An 18,404-nucleotide genomic window follows, 5' to 3' on the forward strand; every position below is an offset into this window, starting at 1 on the left:
GACGAACCCACGACCGACGGGCCCGTCACGACCGGCGCCGAATCCCGCCGGCTGCTCCCGATCGCCACCACCCGGCAGACCTGGGCCGCCCTGCGGGCCGAGTTCGCCCGGCTGCCCGTGCTCAGCGCCGTCGCCGGCACGCTGCTGGTCGCCGCCGCCGCCGGTGGGCTCGTCGCCCCCTGGGTGCTCGGCCGCCTCGTCGACGACGTCATCGCCGCCGCCGGCACCACCCGGATCGTGGCCTGGGCGGGCGTGATCGCCGGCGCCGCGCTCCTCGCCGGCCTGCTCACCGCCGCCGGGGCCGCCGTCGCCGCCCGACTGGGCGAGACCGTGCTGGCCCGGCTGCGCGAGCGGGTCCTCGACCGGGCCCTGCACCTGCCCTCGGCCACCCTCGAGCGGGCCGGGACCGGTGACCTGGTGGCCCGCGCCGGCGACGACGTGGCCGTGGTGACGAACGTGATCACCACCAGCGGTCCCGCCTTCGTCGGCGCGCTGCTCTCCATCGTGCTGACCGCGCTGGGGCTCTTCGCCCTCGACTGGCGGCTCGGCCTCGCCGGGCTCGCCGCCGCCCCCGCGTACGCGCTGGCGCTGCGCTGGTACCTGCGGCGCTCGGTGCCGTACTACGCGCGGGAACGGGTGGCCACCGGCGAGCGGGCGCAGGCCATGGCCGGGTCGCTGCGCGGCGCGGCGACGGTACGCGCCTACCGGCTGGAGGACGCCCACGTGGCGCGGATCGCCGAGCGTTCCGCCGTGGCCCGCGACCTGTCGCTGGAGATCTTCAGCCTGCACACCCGCTTCGGGCTGCGGATGAACCGGGCGGAGTTCCTGGGGCTCGCCGCCGTGCTGCTGGCCGGCTTCCTGCTGGTCCGCGACGACCTGGTCACCGTGGGGGCCGCCACCACCGCCGCGCTCTTCTTCCACCGCCTGTTCAACCCGATCGGCCTGCTGCTGATGCAGGCGGACGCCGTGCTGCAGGCCGGGGCGAGCCTCGCCCGACTCGTCGGCGTCGCCACGCTGCCCGCCTCGACCGCCGGTGCCGAAGCCGCCGCGCCCACCCGCGCGGCACGACCCACCGTCGTGGGGGAGGCCGAGCCGGCCGCGTTGGAGGTGGTCGTCGGCCGGCACCGCTACGACGACGGGCCCGTCGTGCTCGAGGAGGTGACCCTGCGCCTGACGCCCGGCGAACGCGTGGCGCTGGTCGGGGCCAGCGGGGCGGGCAAGAGCACACTGGCCGGCATCGCCGCCGGGATCATCGCCCCCACCGAAGGCTCGGTGCGTCTGCGGGGGGTGCCGCTGAGCGGGCTGGGCGAGGACCGGGTACGCCGGGAGATCGCCCTGGTCAGCCAGGAGGTGCACGTCTTCGCCGGGCCGCTCGGCGACGACCTGCGCCTGGCCGCCCCGGACGCCACCGACGCCGAACTCGTCGCCGCCCTCGACCTGGTGGGGGCCGCCGGCTGGCTGCGTACCCTGCCCGACGGCCTCGCGACCGGCGTGGGGGAGGGCGGGCGGCAGCTCACCGCCGCCCGCGCCCAGCAGCTCGCCCTGGCCCGGCTGGTCCTCGCCGACCCCGCCGTCGCGGTCCTCGACGAGGCCACCGCCGAGGCGGGGAGCGCGGGCGCGCGGGAGCTCGACCGCGCCGCGGTGGCGGCCACCGAGGGCCGTACCACGCTGATCGTGGCCCACCGGCTCAGCCAGGCGGCCGCCGCGGACCGGGTCGTCGTGATGGAGCACGGACGCGTCGTCGAGCACGGCACGCACGACGAGCTGCTGGCCGCCGGCGGCGGCTACAGCCGGCTGTGGCGTTCCTGGAGCACCGCCGATTCGGCCGTCCCGGCCGGCCACCACCAGCACCGCTAGATCTTGGAAGCGAAGGGCCCCTCCAGGGGCCGGAAGCTTCCAAGATCTGGCTGATCTCCGGGGCGGGGCGGCGGAGCGGCTCGGGGGGCCTCGGTTAGCATGGCGGCGTTCTGTGACGGCTGCGGAGACGAGGCGAGATGCGGTGGCTCCGGCAAGTACTGGGCAGGAAAGAGTCCCCGCTCGATCCGGGTCGGCAGGAGGCGCTGCTGCATGACGTCCGGCAGCGCTTCGGCGCCGGCGCGCAGGCCGGGATCGCCCAGCAGGTCGACGAGGTCACCCGGCTGCTGGACGGCGACGACGGCCTGGTCGTGGCGGGCAGGATCGTCGGCGAGGCCGCCGAGGGGGCCAACGCGGAGCTGCTCGCCCAGGCGTTCGACCTGCACCGGCGCACCGGTCGACGGCTCGTGGTCGACCGCCGCAACTACCGGCCGCTGTGGCAGGCGGCGGGGCGGGAGCTGCGCTGGCCCTTCTACGCGCTGCCGGGTGGCTTCCACCCGTACGTGCAGGTGACCGCCGCCGTCACGGCGATCGGCGGGCAGGCACCGCAGGTGGCGCGGGTGACCGACCCGTACGCGCTGCTGACCCACCTCTTCGAGGTGCTGGACCTCACCGTCGTGGGCTGGGAGTACGGCCGGGTCCGGGTGGACGTCGACGCCGCCCGCTTGGTGGAGCGGCTGATCGCGACCGCCCGAGAGCTCCGCGCGGCGATGGACGAACAGCCCCCGCTGCCGCCCCCGGTGCGGGAGCTGATGCGGCGCAACAACACCGTCGCCATCCTGGATCCCGCCGCTGATCGGGTGGTCGGCGGGGTCAACCTGGGTGCGGAGCTGCGGGTGGGCCTGCTGGTCTGAGCCGGGCGGGCGGCTGGCCGCCGTGCCGGGCGCATGGTGCCAAGGCGAACGCCGTGCCGGGCGGGCGCGGGGTGCGCCCGCCCGGCACGGCGGCCGGGAACGGTGCTGCCGGTCAGCCGTTCGGGACGACGCCCACGTTGAGCTCGGCGACGCTGGTCCACTTCTTCCCGTTGACCTCACTGAGGGCGCGCAGCCGGACGTACCGGGCGGTGGTGGACGGGATCGTCACCGTCTGCTCGGCGGTCGAGTTCGGGAACGTCCCGGTGGCCACCGGGCTGCCCCAGTTGCTGCCGTCGGTGGAGAGGTAGACCTCGTAGCCCTTGATCCGCCCGTCGGCGCTGTTCTGCCGGGGCAGGTAGTAGAGCCGGTTGACCTGGCGTGCGGCGCCGAGGTCGAGGTCGATCCAGTGCGGGTGGGGCTGGCTGGAGAGCAGGTACCTGCTGTGCCAGAAGGTGTTGGCCCGGCCGTCGAGCACGTTGGTCGCCCGGCCGTTGACCAGCAGCACCTCCTGGCTGTCCACGTCGTCGACGTCGATCTCCGACTGCGGCAGCCGGACCGTCGGGTTCCGCTCGGCGTACCGGGCGGTGTAGACGGTCGGCGTGGCCGGCGCGGTGATCACGTGCGACTGCCCGCCCCCGTCGGACCAGGACGAGAAGTCGTACGTCCGCCCGCCGACGGTCTGCGGCGTCACCGCGCTGACCGTGTTCGTGGAGCCCTGGATGACGGTGCGGGTGAACGGCGTGGTCTGCGCGGTGGATCCGAAGACCACCTGCAGGCCGGACGGGGCGGTGTCGAAGGTCAGGTTGACCGTCTTCGGGTCCAGCCGCACGCTGCTGGAGTGGCTGAGGCCGCCGCTGTCCGTGGCGGTCAGCACCAGCTCCAGGTAGGACGGATACTCGTGGTCCGGGCCGGCGATCGTGGCACCGGCCACCCCCTCCCAGTCGCGCAGCGGGTGGGCGTGGCAGTTGCCCGGCGCGGAGCAGTGGTGCAGCACCATCCGCCAGCGCAACGCGGAGGCCGGCAGGGTGCCCTGGTCCGGGTCGGTGGCGTGGCCGGTGAAGGTGATGGGCGTGTTCACCGCCCAGGTGAAGCCCGCCGCCGGGGTGTCGATGACGGCGCTGGGCGCGCTGTTGCCGGACTGGATCGGCACGGTCGCGGTGGCGCTCGCCCCGAGGGTGTCGACGACCCGCAACCGTGCCGTGTACGGCCCGCCCGACGGGTAGGTGTGGGTGACCGTGGCGGCGGTGGAGTCGACGGTGCCGTCGTTGGTGAAGTCCCACTCGTAGCGCAGCAGGCCCGCGTCGGCCGGGTCCGGGTCCGACGAGCCGGTGGCGTCGAAGCTGACGGTCAGCGGCGCCGGCCCCGAGGTGGGGGAGGCGGTGATCGACGCGACCGGCGGCTGGTTGCCGGGGAAGTACCGGATCCGGCGGATCGTCCCGCCGCCGATGTCGACGTAGTACAGGTCGCCGCCAGGGCCGGTGGCCAGGTCGACGGGGCTGGACGCGGCCGCGGCGAAGGTCTGCCGGTTGGCGGCCACCGGCAGCCCGCCGGGCGCGTCGGGCAGCATGGCCCAGATGCAGTTGCGGGAGTAGTCGGAGAAGAAGAGCGCGCCCCGGTAGGCCGCCGGGTAGTTGCCGCCGGAGGCGGGGTGGAAGGCCAGCCCGCCGACCGACGAGCCACCCGTCGGGCAGGTCTCGTTGGGCACCACCGGGGCGGCGTGGTCGTAGGCGTAGTAGGGCGCGGTCTGGCCCGGCCCGGTGTAGAGGTTCTCGCAGATGTCGAGGTTGGCGCCGTCGTACCCGCCCTGCCGGGCGTTGCCCTCGTAGCAGGGCCAGCCGAAGTTCGTCACCCCGGCGGTCGGGTCGACCACCCGGTCGATCTCCTCCCACTTGGTCCAGCCCACGTCGCCGAGCCAGACCTCGCTGGTGCCGGGGCGCATCGCCATCCGGTACGGGTTGCGCAGCCCGTGCGCCACGATCCGGCGGGCGTTGGTGTCGGCGCTGCCGGCCAGCGGGTTGCCGGGGGCGGCCAGACCGGTGGCCGGGTCGAGCCGCAGCACCGTGCCGTCCAGGCTGGTCGGGTCGGCGGGGGTGCGCAGGTCCTGCGAGCGCAGCGCGCCGCCCTCGGCGGTGGGCGGGGTCATCGTCCCGCCCGGCGGGTCGGCGCAGGGGTTGGCCGGGGTGCCGCGCTGGCCGTAGTCGACCACGTCGTAGCTGGCCCCGTCGCCGCCGGAGACGTAGAGCATGCCGTCGGCGCCGAAGCGCAGGTCGCCGACGGAGTGGCTGGCGAACTGCTGGCACCAGTCCTGCAGCAGCACCTGCTCGCTGCCGGTCATCACGTTGCCGGCGGCGGTGAGCCGGGACAGCCGGCCGGTGATGACGCACTGCCCGGAATTGGTGCCGCCGACCGCCGCGCAGTTGTCGTTCCAGTACGGGGCGGTCTGGCCGGGCGGTGCGTCGTAGGCGTAGAGCACGTAGACGTACGGCTGGGTCGGGAACTGGGGGTGCAGGGCGAGCCCGAGCAGCCCCCGGTCGTGCTGGTTGTGCACGTTCGCGGAGAGGTCCGCGAAGACGGTCGGGGTGGTGTCGGCCAGGTTGTCGTAGACCTTGATCCGGCCGCCCTTCTCGGCGACGAAGACCCGCCCGTCCGGGGCGAATTCGACGTTCGTCGGCAGGTTCAGCCCGGTCAGGACGGTCTGTTCCTGGAATCCGGTCGGCAGCGTCACCGCGCTGGCCGGGGTTGCCGTGGCGATCGGCGTCAGCGCCGCCACCAGTGCGGTGACCAGGCTGGCCCCCACCAACCGGGCCCGGCGTGTCCTTTGTGGCATGTTCGTGTCCCCCTTCGTGAGCCCCACGCTCACAAGGTGGTGACGTTAGGGAAAGCGCCGGGGTGGGGACAGCCGAGGCTGCCGGGAATGAGTATGTCGTTACTACGGTCGTACGGTGCGTCACCGTCCAATTGCGACGGAGCAACACGGATGCCACCGACCGCCCCCGAAGGGGGACGGCCCCTGTCGCCCGGAAGGGGCGCAGGGGCCGTACCTCGGGGTGTGCTCAGAAGCTGTCGGGGGTGCGGATGCGGTCGCGGATCCAGGCGCCGGCCGGCTTGAGGCGCGCGGTGCCGCCGAACTGGCCGCTGCCGCAGGTGCCGGTGGTGAAGACCGCGCCGGAGCGGAAGTCGTCGGAGAAGTTCCAGTTCACCCAGCTGATCTTCTTGCTGGCCATCAGGTCGAGGTACCGCTGGGCCATGGTGAAGTCGTTCGGGCCGTCGCCGGTGGCCTGCTGGGTGCCGAACTCGGTGACGAAGAGTGGCAGGCGGTCGGCGGCCCGGGCGAAGGTGTCGTAGTACAGGTTGCCGTGCGAGGCGGCGTAGAAGTGGAAGACGTACATCAGGTTGCCGCCGCTGACCGGGTTCGCCGCGATCGCGTCGACCGCGCCGCCGTCGCCGGAGACGCCGAGCGAGGACCAGTCCGGGGTGCCGACGAGGACCACGGCCTCCGGGTCGCGGCTGCGGATCACGGGGACGACCTGGTCGGCGTAGTTCTTGATGGTGCCCCAGGTGACCCCGTCGCCGTTGGGCTCGTTGGCGATCTCGTAGAGCACGTTGACCTTGTCCTTGTGCCGTTCGGCGATCTCGGCGAAGAAGGTGCGCGCCCGGCTCAGGTTGTAGTTGGGGTCACCGGGGTCCAACATGTGCCAGTCGACGATGGCGTACATGCCCCGAGCGGTGGCCAGCTCGATGTAGTTGTGCACCATGTCGGTGAAGCGGCGCGGGTCGGTCTCGTAGCCGTCCTCCTGGACGTACATCGAGATCCGCAGCACGTCGGCGTTCCACTCCCGGGCCAGCACGTCCAGCGAGGCGGGGGTGGCGCAGTTGGCGTACCACTGGATGCCGTGCGTGCTCATGCCGCGCAGCTGGATCGCGGTGCCGTTGCGGTTGCAGAGCTGACGACCGCAGACCCGCAGCTGGCCGTTGGCCGCGACCGGGGTGGTGGCGGCCGGCGGCGGCGTGGTGGGCGGCGGGGTGGTGGGCGGTGGTGTCGTGGGCGGTGGGGTGGTCGGCGGTCGGGTGGTGGCCGGCGGGGTGGTCGGGGTCGCGCCGCCGGCGCAGGGCTGGCCGTTGAGGGTGCAGCCGATCGGGCCGCCGGAGCCGGTGCCGACGAAGCCGAAGTAGACCGAGCCACCCGGGACGATCGTGCCGTTCCAGGAGTAGTTGGTGAAGGTGTGGCGCTGCCCGGTGCGGGTCAGCAGCGCGTCCCAGTGCGAGCTGAGGCTGGTGCCGGCGGGCAGGTCGAATTCCAGCCGCCAGGAGGTGATAGTGCTGGCCCCGCCGTTGGTGATCTTGTACTGGCCCTCCCAGCCTGACCCCCAGTCCTGCACCTTGGTGAAGCTCGCGGTCGGTGTCGCCGCCGCACCGGCGGTGCCGGAGACGGCGAGCGGCACCAGTGCCAGCGCTGCGATGAGGCCGGCCACCGCGATCGGTCTGCCGCGAAGTCGCACGAGGTACCTCCCAGGGGCGATGAGAAAGTTACTTTCGTCGAAATATAAAGAAAGTTAAGAGCTGGGGCAACGCGAGGGCTCGACGCGGGCCGCGAGGCTCCGGCGCGGGGGACCGCGAGGCCCGGCGCGGAACGGGGCACCGAATCCATGGCGCGGGGGCGACCCCGTTCCCGCAGGCGGCGGGCGTGGTCCATCATGTGCTGACCGCCGAGGAGGCCGCCCATGCCCGTCCCGCACCCGCACCCGGCCCCGCACCCGGCCGCATCCCCGGACGGGCACCCGGCGTCGCCCGGTCCCGGCCTCGTGGCGTACCCGCCGGACGTCGGCGGCGCGGCCGGCCCGCCCGCCGGGGACCCCGACCGGCTGCGGCCGCGGGTCTGGGCCGCCGTGGTGCTGCTCGGCCTGGTCGGCCAGCTCGCCTGGACGGTCGAGAACATCTACCTGAACCTCTTCGTCTACGACACGGTCACCGACGACCCGACCGTGATCGCCACGATGGTCGCCGCCAGCGCCGCCACCGCGACGCTGGCCACCCTGCTGCTGGGGGCCCTCTCCGACCGCCTCGGGCGGCGGCGGGTCTTCGTCGCCGGCGGCTACCTGCTCTGGGGGGTCTGCACCGCAGGGTTCGGCTTCCTCACCGTGGGCGCGTTGGACGACCTCGCGCCGATGGCGAACGTCGTGCTGCTCACCGTGCTCGCGGTGGTCGCGCTGGACTGCCTGATGTCGTTCCTCGGCTCCGGGGCGAACGACGCGGCGTTCCAGGCCTGGGTGACCGACGTGACCCGACCGGCCAACCGGGGCCGGGTCGAGGCGGTGCTGGCGGTCATGCCGCTGCTGGCCATGCTGGTCATCTTCGGGGCCTTCGACGGGCTGGCCCGCGCCGGCCAGTGGCGGGCGTTCTTCCTGATCATCGGCGCGGTGCTGGCCGTGGCCGGCGTCGCCGCCTGGTTCCTGATCCAGGAGAGCCCGACGCTGGTCCGCAACGACGCCGGATACCTGCGCGCGGTGGCGCACGGGCTCCGGCCGTCGACGATGCGCGCCAACCCGGGCCTCTACCTGGCCCTGGCCGGCTGGTCGGTCTGGGGCGTCTCCACCCAGGTCTTCCTGCCGTACCTGGTCATCTACCTGCAGCGCTACCTCAGGGTCGAGGGGTACGCCGTGGTGCTGGCCGTGGTCCTGGTGACCGCGTCGGTGGTCAGCGTGCTCGCCGGTCGGCTCATCGACCGGGTCGGCAAGGCCCGGTTCCTGCTGCCGGCCGCAGCGGTCTACGGCACCGGCCTGCTGCTGATGTTCGTGGCCCGGGGCGCGGTGGCGGTGACCGGCGCCGGCATCGTGATGATGTCCGGCTTCGTGCTGGTGCTCGCCCCGCTGGGCGCGCTGGTGCGCGACCACACCCCGCCCGAGCGCGCCGGCCACGTGCAGGGGCTACGGATGATCTTCGCCATCCTGATCCCGATGCTGATCGGCCCGTACCTGGGCGCGGCGGTGATCAACAACGCCGACGAGACGTACCTGGAGCTGGGGGTGCTGCGGCAGGTGCCGACGCCGGGGATCTTCCTGATGGCCCTGGCCGTGCTGGCGCTGATCGTGGTGCCGGCGCTGGCGCTGCGCCGCCGCGACACCGCAGCCGGCGCGGGCCGCCGCGACGCCGGAGCCGTGGCGTGAGGGCGCGACGGGGCGGCCCGGAGCGCGCGGTGCCGCCGACGACCCAGTGGGGCGAGGCGCTCGACCCGGACCGGGTGCTGCCGGAGTACCCGCGCCCGCAGTTGGCCCGCGACAGCTACCTCAACCTCAACGGCCGGTGGGCGTACGCCATCACCGACGACGACCGGCAGCCCACCCGCTACGACGGCGAGATCCTCGTGCCGTTCTCCCCGGAGGCCCCGCTGTCGGGGGTGGGGCGGCAACTGCGCCCCGGCCAGACCCTCTGGTACCGCCGCACCCTGCGGCTGCCGGCGGGCTTCCACCGCGCCGGACACCGGCTGTTGCTGCACTTCGGCGCGGTGGACCAGCGCTGCGCGGTGCTGCTCAACGGGGTGCCGGTCGGCGGGCGCACCGGCGGGTACCTGCCGGTGCGCTGCGACATCACCGACGCGCTGCGCGACGGCGAGAACGTGCTGGTCGTGGCGGTGCGCGACGACAGCGACACCGGCCACCACGCGCGCGGCAAGCAGAAGCTGCGCCGGGGCGGGATCTGGTACACCGCCCAGTCCGGCATCTGGCAGACCGTCTGGGCCGAGAGCGTCCCCGCCGCGCACGTCGACCGGCTCACCCTCACCCCCGACCTGGCGGCCGGCTGCGTCGAGGTCACGGTGCACGCCGCCGACGCCGGCTCCGACGCGGGGGCGGCGCGGATCCGGGTCCTGGCCGGCGGCGCGGTGGTCGCCGAGGCCAGCGCCGCCGCCGGGACCGCCGTGCGCCTGCCGCTGACCGAGGTACGCCCCTGGACCCCCGCAGACCCCTTCCTGTACGACGTGACCGTCGACTACGGCACCGACCGGGTCCGCAGCTACCTGGGCCTGCGCTCCTTCGGCGTCGGCCCGGACGCCGACGGGGTGCCGAGGCTGCTGCTCAACGGGAAGCCGTACTTCCACGCGGGGGTGCTCGACCAGGGCTACTGGCCGGACGGCCTCTACACCGCGCCGTCGGACGCGGCGCTGGTCGCCGACATCGCCGCGATGAAGCGGCTCGGCTTCACCATGCTGCGCAAGCACATCAAGATCGAGCCGCTGCGCTGGTACCACCACTGTGACCGGCTCGGCATCCTGGTCTGGCAGGACATGGTCAACGGCGGCGGCGCGTACCGCCCGCTGGTGGTCACCGCCCCGGTGCTGACGCCGCTGCGGCTGCCCGACCGGGGCCGGTGGCGGCGCTGGTTCGGCCGCGCCGACCCGGCCGGGCGCGCCGAGTTCCGCGCCGAGGTGCGCGAGACCGTGGCGCACCTGCGCAACGTGGTGAGCATCGCCGTCTGGGTGCCGTTCAACGAGGGCTGGGGGCAGTTCGACGCCGCCGAGGTCGCCCGGGAGGTGGCCGCCCTCGACCCGACCCGCACCGTCGACCACGCCAGCGGCTGGCACGACCAGGGCGGCGGCGACCTGCGCAGCCTGCACGTCTACTTCCGCCGCTTCCGCGTCCCGGGGGGTGGGCCGCGCCGCGCCGCCGGGGGAGCAGCAAGCGTCGACGCGGCCGCGCCGGGCCGCGACCGGCGGGCCCTGGTGCTCTCCGAGTACGGCGGGTACGCCCTGCGCGTCGAGGGGCACACCTTCGGGTCGGCCGAGTTCGGGTACAAGCGCTGCCGTACCCCCGCCGAGCTGGCGGAGGCGTTCACCCGGCTGCACGACGAGCAGATCGTGCCCGCGATCCGGGCCGGTCTCGCGGCCACCGTCTACACCCAGCTCAGCGACGTGGAGGACGAGCTGAACGGCCTGTTCAGCTACGACCGGCGGGTGCTCAAGCTGCCCGAGGCGGTCGTCCGGGCCGTCACCGACCGGCTGCGGCACCTGGCGGGCTGAGCCCCGTCCCGGCTGCGGCACCCGCCGGGCTGGGCGCCGGTGGGCCGAGGGCGGGCGCGGCCGACGGCCGAAGCCTGGCGGCCGGGGCGGCGGCCCGGGGGGAGCGCGCTGCCGCGTGGGCGACCCGCGTCCCTCGGACCTCGCCAGGGAGGCTGGCCTGCTGAGGAAGAGGGGCAGGCGGCGGTGAGCCCGGTCAGCTGCTGAGACTGGCGACGACGGAGAGGGAGGGGAGGGGGATACCTCTTCCAGACGCTATGGAGCTGATGTCGTAAACGAATCAGCTCCATAGCGTCCCGAACAGCCTTCCCACCTGGCCGGACGTCGCGCAGATGAGGGATCGGCCCGTCGTCCGTCCCGCGTCGGCCCGTGCCAGGACCGGGGCCGTCCCCGCTCGGCCCGCCCCGGACCCGCCCCGGCTATGCGCGCAGCGGCCCTGCCCAGCCAGGTGTGGTCAGCCCTGCTCGTCCTCATCCGCTGGCGGCTTGGGCCGGCGGTAGTCCCGGATGTATGCCTCGACGTCCGACCGTAACCACACAGAGCCGGCCTGTAAGACCTGGAACGGGCGCGGGAAATACGGCTGCATGATGATCTGCCTGAAGCGCGACCGGCTGACGTTCAGCAGATCCATGATCTCGCCCGGACCGACGAGCGGTCCCGGGACCTCCGGCGTGCCCATGCCAACGACGGTAGACACCTGCCTGTCTACCCCGAGAGGTGCGACGTAATCGGTATGTGTTGAGTGGTCTACCACTCAGCACCTCTCTATATGAGTCTACCTGTATTGACAGGGAGGTGGCCGTTGGTGTGTGATCGGTGACGCGGTACCCCCGCCCTGGTGGAGCTGGGCTCGGTGGGGCGGGGTGCCGCAAAAGATCGGACCCCTGGGAGGCACCGATGGCGCTGCGCGACGCCCGACACCTGGCCCTGGTGAAGCCGCGTCAGGACTTTCGGTGGGATTCCTGCGTGTGGTGGCTGTGGCGGGGTCGGGACCGGCTCGACCTCACCCTCGCTGCCGGGTCATCCAGGAGGGTGAGGTGACCGCGCGTCGGCTGCCCCGGTTGATCGTGGATGCCGTGCGCGCCCTCGACTGGCACAAGCACCGGCGCTGCGCCGCTTGCCGCCCGAGCGGCTGGTGTCCCCTGGCCGAGCTGGCCAGGGCCCGGATCAGGGCATGGCGACGGTACGGCCCGCGCCGATGATCGAGTTGAAGGCCGGCGACGTCCTGCACATCACCGCCGCGTGCAGCGTGCAGTTCGCCAAGCCGATCATGTTCCGCCTGATCAAGGTCCGGCACGACCTGATCACCTACGACCGCTGGATCTGGCTCGACGGGTACGAGTTGGACGCCCAGGGCGACGCGGTGGCCCGACGGGAGATCTTCGTACAGCGGGCGGGGTTGAGGGTCCAACGACGAACCGCCCCGGCACAACCAGGGCGGTCCAGATCGAACGTGCGGGGCTGAGTCGCTGCGGTAAGGGGCCGGGATGACGGGGGTCACCAGCGGTTGCGGGCCTCCTCGGCCCAGCCGACCAGGCCGTCCAGGTCGACCCGCTCGCCGTCGTCGGCCGCCGCCCAGCCGGTGAAGTGCCCGAAGCACTGGTGCGTCTCGCTGGCCAGCACGCCGAGGCTGGTCCGGGAGACCTTCTCGTGGAACGGGTGGAACTGCACCGACACCCGCTCGCCGTCGATCCGCCACGGCCGCAGCCAGTCGGCGCGGTCGTACTCCCAGCGCAGCTCGGCACCGATCTTGTGCAGCCGGCCGTCGACGAAGAGGCCGTTCTCCGTCGAGCCGGTGCCGTCGGTCCACTTCCCGCCGAGTTGGATCGCCCGGCCCGGACCGCTGCCGGCGGCCCAGTTCCAGCGGATCGCGTACGGCCACCTGCCGCGCCCGTGGTCGAGCACGGCGAAGGAGTCCGCCTCGTCGACCGGGTGGGTCACCCCGTCGACGTTCAGCGTGCCGCGCACCGGGCGGCCGAGGTCCTTGACCGTGTACTGGAACCGGCGGGTGCTCCACGGCACCACCACGCCGAGCGACTCGTGGCCCGCCGGCAGCGGCACCACCAGGTCGACCGCCAGACCCGGGGCGGTGGCGCGGATGGTCGTACCCGAGGGGTCCTGGTCGATGTCGATGGTGATCCCGCCGCCGCGCGCCCGCACCGGGCCCGCCCCGCTGACCGGCGGGAATACCGTGCCCCGGGCGAACGGGACCGTCGCGTTGCGGTCGATCTCGACCCCGGTGGCCCGGTCGAGCACGTAGAGGCTGTGCACGCCGGCGTAGTCCAGCGACGAGGCGACCAGGCCGACGATGTGGCTCGGGGTGACGACGCCCCAGTACTCCCAGCGCTTGTTGCGGCCCCAGCCGCGCAGGTTCGCCCGGTGCACCGGGCGGCGGCTCCAGCCGACGGCGGCGGGGTGCAGCCGCCCGTTCGGCAGGCAGAGGTCGATCGGCTCGCTGAGCTCGCGTTCATGCGTCACGACGGCGAGGGTAGCCGGGCCGCCGGTGACCCGTTTCACCTGCTCGGCGGCGGACGTGAAAAGGGCGTGAAGAAACCGGCCGGCACCGTCATGGCTGCGTCAACAACCCTGTCGGGCGGCGTACGGAGGGGCTTTGCTTGCCCGGCACGGCCCGACGGCGGCCGTGGGAAACCAATTCCCGGTAAGAGGAGTCAGCAGTGTCTGACGTGCTGTTCGTGGTGGTGACGGTGGCGCTCTTCGCGGCGCTCGCCCTGGTGGTGCGGGCGGTGGAGAAGCTGTGAGTGCCGTCAACGCCGTGGGCCTGGTGCTCGCGATCGGCCTGGGGATTTTCCTGGTCGTCGCCCTGCTGTTCCCGGAGCGTTTCTGATGAGCGCGACGACGGCGGGCATCCTCTTCGTACTCTCCCTGGTGGCGGCCCTGGCGGCCGTCTACAAGCCGCTCGGCGACCACATGTACCGGGTGGTCGCAGGCACCCGGCAGTCCCGCGTCGAGCGGGGCGTCTACCGCCTGGTCGGGGTGAACCCGGCGGCCGAGCAGTCCTGGGGCGTCTACGCCCGCAGCGTGCTCGCCTTCAGCGCGGTCTCGGTGCTCTTCCTCTACGGGTTGCAGCGGGTGCAGCACCACCTCTGGCTCTCGCTGGGCTTCGACCCGGTGACGCCGCACGGGGCGTTCAACACGGCGGCGTCGTTCGTGGCGAACACCAACTGGCAGTCGTACTCGGGTGAGTCGACGATGGGTCACCTGGTGCAGATGGCCGGGCTGGCGGTGCAGAACTTCGTCTCCGCGGCCGTCGGCATCGCCGTCGCGGTCGCCCTGGTGCGCGGGTTCGCCCGCAGCCGCACCGGCGAGCTGGGCAACTTCTGGGTGGACCTGGTCCGGATCGTGCTGCGGATCCTGCTGCCGATCGCGGTGCTGGGGGCGCTCGCCCTGATGGTCGGTGGGGCGGTGCAGAACCTCTCGGGCGGCACCGACGTGACCACCCTGACCGGCGGCGCGCAGAGCGTCACCGGCGGCCCGGTGGCCAGCCAGGAAGTGATCAAGCTGCTGGGCACCAACGGAGGCGGCTTCTACAACGTCAACAGCGCCCACCCGTTCGAGAACCCGACGGCCTGGACGAACTGGTTGCAGATCTTCCTGATCCTGCTGATCCCGTTCAGCATGCCCCGGCTCTTCGGCCGGATGGTCGGCCAGCACCGGCAGGGCTACGCCATCGCCGCCGTGATGGGGATCCTCGCGCTGGCCAGCGTCACCCTGACCAACGTGTTCGAGCTGACCGGCAACGGCACCGTGCCGCAGGCGGTCGGCGCGGCGCTGGAGGGCAAGGAGATGCGTTTCGACGTGTCGAACTCGGCGACCTTCGCCGCCGCGACCACGCTGACCTCGACCGGCGCGGTGAACTCGTTCCACGACTCGTACACCTCGCTGGGCGGCATGATGACGATGGTCAACATGATGCTCGGCGAGGTCGCCCCCGGCGGCACCGGCTCGGGCCTGTACGGGCTGCTCATCCTCGCGGTCATCACGGTCTTCGTCGCCGGGCTGATGGTGGGGCGGACCCCGGAGTACCTGGGCAAGAAGATCGGCGCGCGGGAGATCAAGTTCGCGTCGCTGTACTTCCTGATCACCCCCACGCTGGTGCTGGCCGGCACGGCGGCGGCGTTCGCCACGGGCAACGACTCCACGGCGCTCAACGTCGGCCCGCACGGCCTCTCCGAGGTGCTGTACGCGTTCACCTCGGCCAGCAACAACAACGGTTCCGCGTTCGCCGGCATCACGGTCAACACGACCTGGTGGGACACCGCGCTGGGGCTGTGCATGCTGCTGGGCCGGTTCCTGCCGATCGTCTTCGTCCTCGCCCTGGCCGGCTCCCTGGCCCGCCAGGCACCCACCCCCGCCTCCGAGGGCACCCTGCCGACCCACCGACCACTCTTCGTCGGGATGGTCGTCGGCGTCACGGTGATCCTCGTCGCGCTGACCTTCCTGCCCGCGCTCGCCCTCGGCCCGCTGGCTGAGGGGCTGTGACCATCATGAGGAACGAGGACATGGCCGTCACGCCCGTGACAACCGGGGCCGGCGAACCGTCGACCCCCGGCACCCCCGGCACCCCCGCCACCCCGGCCGATCCGGCCACCGCAAGCGATCCGGCCGCCCCGGCCAACCCCCCGGCCACCCCGCGCGGCCGGGTCGGCGGGGGACTGCTCGACCCGAAGCAGATGCTGCGCTCCCTGCCCGACGCGCTGCGCAAGCTCGACCCGCGCACGCTCTGGCGCAACCCGGTGATGCTGATCGTCGAGATCGGCGCCGCCTTCACCACCGTGCTCGCGGTGGCCGATCCGTCGGTCTTCGCCTGGGCGATCACGGTCTGGCTCTGGCTGACCGTGCTCTTCGCCAACCTGGCCGAGGCGGTCGCCGAGGGGCGGGGCAAGGCGCAGGCCGCGACCCTGCGGCAGGCGAAGAAGGACACCGTCGCCACCCGGCTGGTGGGCTGGGCCCCGGGCGCGCGGGCCAACACCTACCGCGACGAGGCGGTGGCGGCCCCGGAGCTGCGCCAGGGCGACGTCGTCCTGGTCACCGCCGGCGGGATCATCCCCGGCGACGGCGACGTCGTCGAGGGCATCGCGAGCGTCGACGAGTCGGCCATCACCGGCGAGTCGGCCCCGGTCATCCGGGAGTCCGGCGGGGACCGCAGCGCCGTCACCGGCGGCACCAAGGTGCTCTCCGACCGCATCGTCGTGCGGATCACCCAGAAGCCGGGGGAGAGCTTCATCGACCGGATGATCGCCCTGGTGGAGGGGGCGAACCGGCAGAAGACGCCCAACGAGATCGCGTTGAACATCCTGCTGGCCGCGCTCAGCATCGTCTTCCTGCTGGCGGTCGTGACGCTGCAGCCGCTGGCGATCTTCTCCAAGCAGTACCAGGCCGCCGCCGCGGACACCGCCGCGATCACCGACGCCGGCGTCTCCGGCCTGGTCCTGGTCTCGCTGCTGGTCTGCCTCATCCCCACCACCATCGGGGCGCTGCTCTCCGCGATCGGCATCGCCGGCATGGACCGCCTGGTCCAGCGCAACGTCCTGGCGATGAGCGGACGCGCGGTCGAGGCCGCCGGCGACGTCAACACGCTGCTGCTGGACAAGACCGGCACGATCACCCTGGGCAACCGGCAGGCCGCCGAGTTCGTCGCCGTGGCCGACGTGACCGCCGACCGGCTGGCCGACGCCGCGCAGCTGGCCAGCCTCGCCGACGAGACCCCCGAGGGTCGCTCGGTGGTGGTGCTGGCCAAGAACGACTTCGGGCTGCGGGAACGCGAGCCGGGCCTGATTCCGCACGCCACCTTCGTGCCCTTCACCGCCCAGACCCGGATGAGCGGGGTCGACCTGACCTCGGCGGGCGACGGGGCCGCGCGCCGGGTGCGCAAGGGCGCCGCCGCGGCGGTGATGAAGTGGGTACGCGACAACGGCGGGCACCCCACCGAGCAGGTCGGCGAGATCGTCGACACGATCAGCGGCACCGGCGGCACCCCGCTGGTCGTCGCCGAGCACGTCGACGGCGAGCCGGCCCGTGCCCTCGGCGTGATCCACCTCAAGGACGTGGTGAAGGCCGGCATGCGGGAGCGGTTCGACGAGATGCGCCGGATGGGCATCCGCACCGTGATGATCACCGGCGACAACCCGCGTACCGCGAAGGCGATCGCCGACGAGGCCGGGGTGGACGACTTCCTCGCCGAGGCCACCCCGGAGGACAAGCTGGCCCTGATCAGGCGCGAGCAGGAAGGTGGCCGGCTGGTCGCGATGACCGGCGACGGCACCAACGACGCGCCGGCGCTGGCCCAGGCCGACGTGGGGGTGGCCATGAACACCGGCACCTCGGCGGCGAAGGAGGCCGGCAACATGGTCGACCTCGACTCCGACCCGACCAAGCTCATCGAGATCGTCGAGATCGGCAAGCAGTTGCTGATCACCCGGGGCGCGCTGACGACCTTCTCCATCGCCAACGACATCGCGAAGTACTTCGCGATCATCCCGGCCATGTTCGCCGCCATCTACCCGAGCCTGGACACGCTGAACATCATGCGGCTGGCCAGCCCCACCTCGGCGATCCTCGCCGCGGTGATCTTCAACGCGCTGGTGATCGTCGCGCTGATCCCGCTGGCCCTGCGGGGCGTGCGGTACCGGCCGGCGGCGGCGTCGAAGCTGCTCGGCCGCAACCTGCTGGTCTACGGCCTCGGCGGCATCGTCGCGCCGTTCGTCGGCATCAAGCTCATCGACCTGCTCATCCAGCTCATCCCAGGGATCTCGTGATGCGCCTACCCGCCTGGCTCGCCCAACACCTCGCCGCCCTGCGCGCCCTGCTCGTCTTCACCGTCCTGCTCGGGTTGGCGTACCCGCTCGCCCTGGTCGCCGCCGGCCGGATCCCCGGCCTCGACGGCAAGGCCGACGGCTCGCTGATCACGGCGAACGGCCGGGTCGTGGGCAGCGCCCTGATCGGCCAGTCCTTCACCGACGCCGACGGCAACCCCGTCCCGCGCTACTTCCAGTCCCGCCCCTCGGCCGCCGGCGACGGCTACGACCCCACCTCCACCGCCGCCAGCAACCTGGGCCCGGAGAGCGTCGTCGACACCCTCGCGGTCGACCCGGCCGAGTCGACGCCGAGCCTGCTCACCCAGGTCTGCGCCCGCAGCAGGGCCGTCGGCGAGCTCGACGGCGTGGACGGCCGCCGCCCCTACTGCACCTCCGACGGGGTCGGCGCGGTGCTCGCGGTGTTCCGCGAAGGCGGGCTGACCGGGCCGGTGACCCGGGTGGTCAGCGTCAACCAGACCGCCCCGGCCACTCCGTTCCTCGGCGCGTACCAGGGGGTGCCGGTGGAGCTGGCCACGCCCGGCGCGAACTACGTCGCCGCCGGTGGGGTCGTCACCCCGGTCCGGGGCGACGCCCCCGCCGACCCGGCCGTGCCGGCCGACGCGGTCACCGCCAGCGGCAGCGGCCTCGACCCGCACATCAGCGTCGCGTACGCGCGGCTGCAGGTCGACCGGGTGGCGCGCGAGCGCGGCGTGGACCCGGCGGCGGTCGGCCGTCTGGTCGACCGGCACACCACCGGCCGTACGCTGGGGTTCCTGGGTGGGGTGGGCGTCAACGTCCTGGAGCTCAACCTCGCCCTCGACGCGGAGTTCCCCGCCCGCTGACGCCCGGCGTCGGGCGGGGCCCGCCGGGGCC

General features: G+C 73.1%; 13 protein-coding genes. 9 read left to right on the forward strand and 4 right to left on the reverse strand.

What is annotated here, in order from left to right:
• Positions 1-51 precede the first annotated feature (51 nt).
• Positions 52-1,857: an ABC transporter ATP-binding protein gene (locus ACLQ2V_RS14200; protein WP_425719207.1), complete on the forward strand. Its 1,806-nt coding sequence runs from the start codon at positions 52-54 to the stop codon at positions 1,855-1,857.
• Between the two features lie 137 nt (positions 1,858-1,994).
• Positions 1,995-2,708, forward strand: coding sequence for a hypothetical protein (locus ACLQ2V_RS14205; RefSeq protein WP_425718927.1), 714 nt, complete (start codon positions 1,995-1,997; stop codon positions 2,706-2,708).
• Between the two features lie 112 nt (positions 2,709-2,820).
• Here ACLQ2V_RS14205 and ACLQ2V_RS14210 read toward each other — a convergent pair whose 3' ends face one another.
• Both ACLQ2V_RS14210 and ACLQ2V_RS14215 read right to left on the reverse strand, forming a co-directional pair.
• Positions 2,821-5,535 (reverse strand): PQQ-dependent sugar dehydrogenase, encoded by a 2,715-nt coding sequence (locus tag ACLQ2V_RS14210; protein ID WP_425718928.1) that lies wholly within the window; start codon positions 5,533-5,535, stop codon positions 2,821-2,823.
• A 226-nt stretch (positions 5,536-5,761) separates the two neighbouring features.
• Positions 5,762-7,207 carry a cellulase family glycosylhydrolase gene (locus ACLQ2V_RS14215; RefSeq protein WP_425718929.1) on the reverse strand — a complete coding sequence of 482 codons (1,446 nt, stop codon included), beginning with the start codon at positions 7,205-7,207 and terminating at the stop codon, positions 5,762-5,764.
• Between the two features lie 222 nt (positions 7,208-7,429).
• Between ACLQ2V_RS14215 and ACLQ2V_RS14220 the strand changes: the two genes are divergently transcribed.
• Together ACLQ2V_RS14220 and ACLQ2V_RS14225 are read left to right on the forward strand one after the other, a co-directional pair.
• A complete protein-coding gene (locus ACLQ2V_RS14220) occupies positions 7,430-8,872 on the forward strand; it encodes an MFS transporter (RefSeq protein ID WP_425718930.1) in 1,443 nt (480 codons plus the stop codon).
• On the forward strand, positions 8,869-10,719 hold the full coding sequence (locus tag ACLQ2V_RS14225; protein WP_425718931.1) for a glycoside hydrolase family 2 protein: 1,851 nt from the start codon (positions 8,869-8,871) through the stop codon (positions 10,717-10,719). Before ACLQ2V_RS14220 ends, ACLQ2V_RS14225 begins: the two co-directional genes overlap by 4 nt.
• A gap of 451 nt (positions 10,720-11,170) precedes the next feature.
• Here ACLQ2V_RS14225 and ACLQ2V_RS14230 read toward each other — a convergent pair whose 3' ends face one another.
• On the reverse strand, positions 11,171-11,395 hold the full coding sequence (locus tag ACLQ2V_RS14230) for a helix-turn-helix transcriptional regulator (protein WP_425718932.1): 225 nt from the start codon (positions 11,393-11,395) through the stop codon (positions 11,171-11,173).
• Between the two features lie 495 nt (positions 11,396-11,890).
• Here ACLQ2V_RS14230 and ACLQ2V_RS14235 point away from each other — a divergent pair, with 495 nt between their 5' ends.
• A complete protein-coding gene (locus ACLQ2V_RS14235; RefSeq protein ID WP_425718933.1) occupies positions 11,891-12,181 on the forward strand; it encodes a hypothetical protein in 291 nt (96 codons plus the stop codon).
• Positions 12,182-12,213: 32 nt separating this feature from the next.
• Here the strand turns inward: ACLQ2V_RS14235 and ACLQ2V_RS14240 are convergent, their stop codons facing one another.
• On the reverse strand, positions 12,214-13,194 hold the full coding sequence (locus ACLQ2V_RS14240) for a DUF2804 domain-containing protein (RefSeq protein ID WP_425718934.1): 981 nt from the start codon (positions 13,192-13,194) through the stop codon (positions 12,214-12,216).
• 277 nt (positions 13,195-13,471) lie between these two features.
• Between ACLQ2V_RS14240 and kdpF the strand changes: the two genes are divergently transcribed.
• Genes kdpF through ACLQ2V_RS14260 form a run of 4 tightly spaced genes read left to right on the forward strand, consistent with a single transcriptional unit; the run spans position 13,472 to position 18,373 of the window.
• The gene (gene kdpF / locus ACLQ2V_RS14245; RefSeq protein ID WP_091592907.1) at positions 13,472-13,561 is read left to right on the forward strand and encodes a K(+)-transporting ATPase subunit F; all 90 of its coding nucleotides are present in this window, start codon (positions 13,472-13,474) and stop codon (positions 13,559-13,561) included.
• The gene (gene kdpA / locus ACLQ2V_RS14250; protein WP_425718935.1) at positions 13,561-15,216 is read left to right on the forward strand and encodes a potassium-transporting ATPase subunit KdpA; all 1,656 of its coding nucleotides are present in this window, start codon (positions 13,561-13,563) and stop codon (positions 15,214-15,216) included. Before kdpF ends, kdpA begins: the two co-directional genes overlap by 1 nt.
• Before the next feature lie 20 nt (positions 15,217-15,236).
• Positions 15,237-17,492: a potassium-transporting ATPase subunit KdpB gene (gene kdpB, locus ACLQ2V_RS14255; RefSeq protein ID WP_425718936.1), complete on the forward strand. Its 2,256-nt coding sequence runs from the start codon at positions 15,237-15,239 to the stop codon at positions 17,490-17,492.
• On the forward strand, positions 17,492-18,373 hold the full coding sequence (locus ACLQ2V_RS14260; protein ID WP_425718937.1) for a potassium-transporting ATPase subunit C: 882 nt from the start codon (positions 17,492-17,494) through the stop codon (positions 18,371-18,373). Before kdpB ends, ACLQ2V_RS14260 begins: the two co-directional genes overlap by 1 nt.
• The last annotated feature ends 31 nt before the right edge of the window (positions 18,374-18,404 follow it).

Origin of the sequence: Micromonospora sp. DT233 (genome assembly GCF_049841815.1) — a bacterium.
GTDB lineage: Bacteria > Actinomycetota > Actinomycetes > Mycobacteriales > Micromonosporaceae > Micromonospora.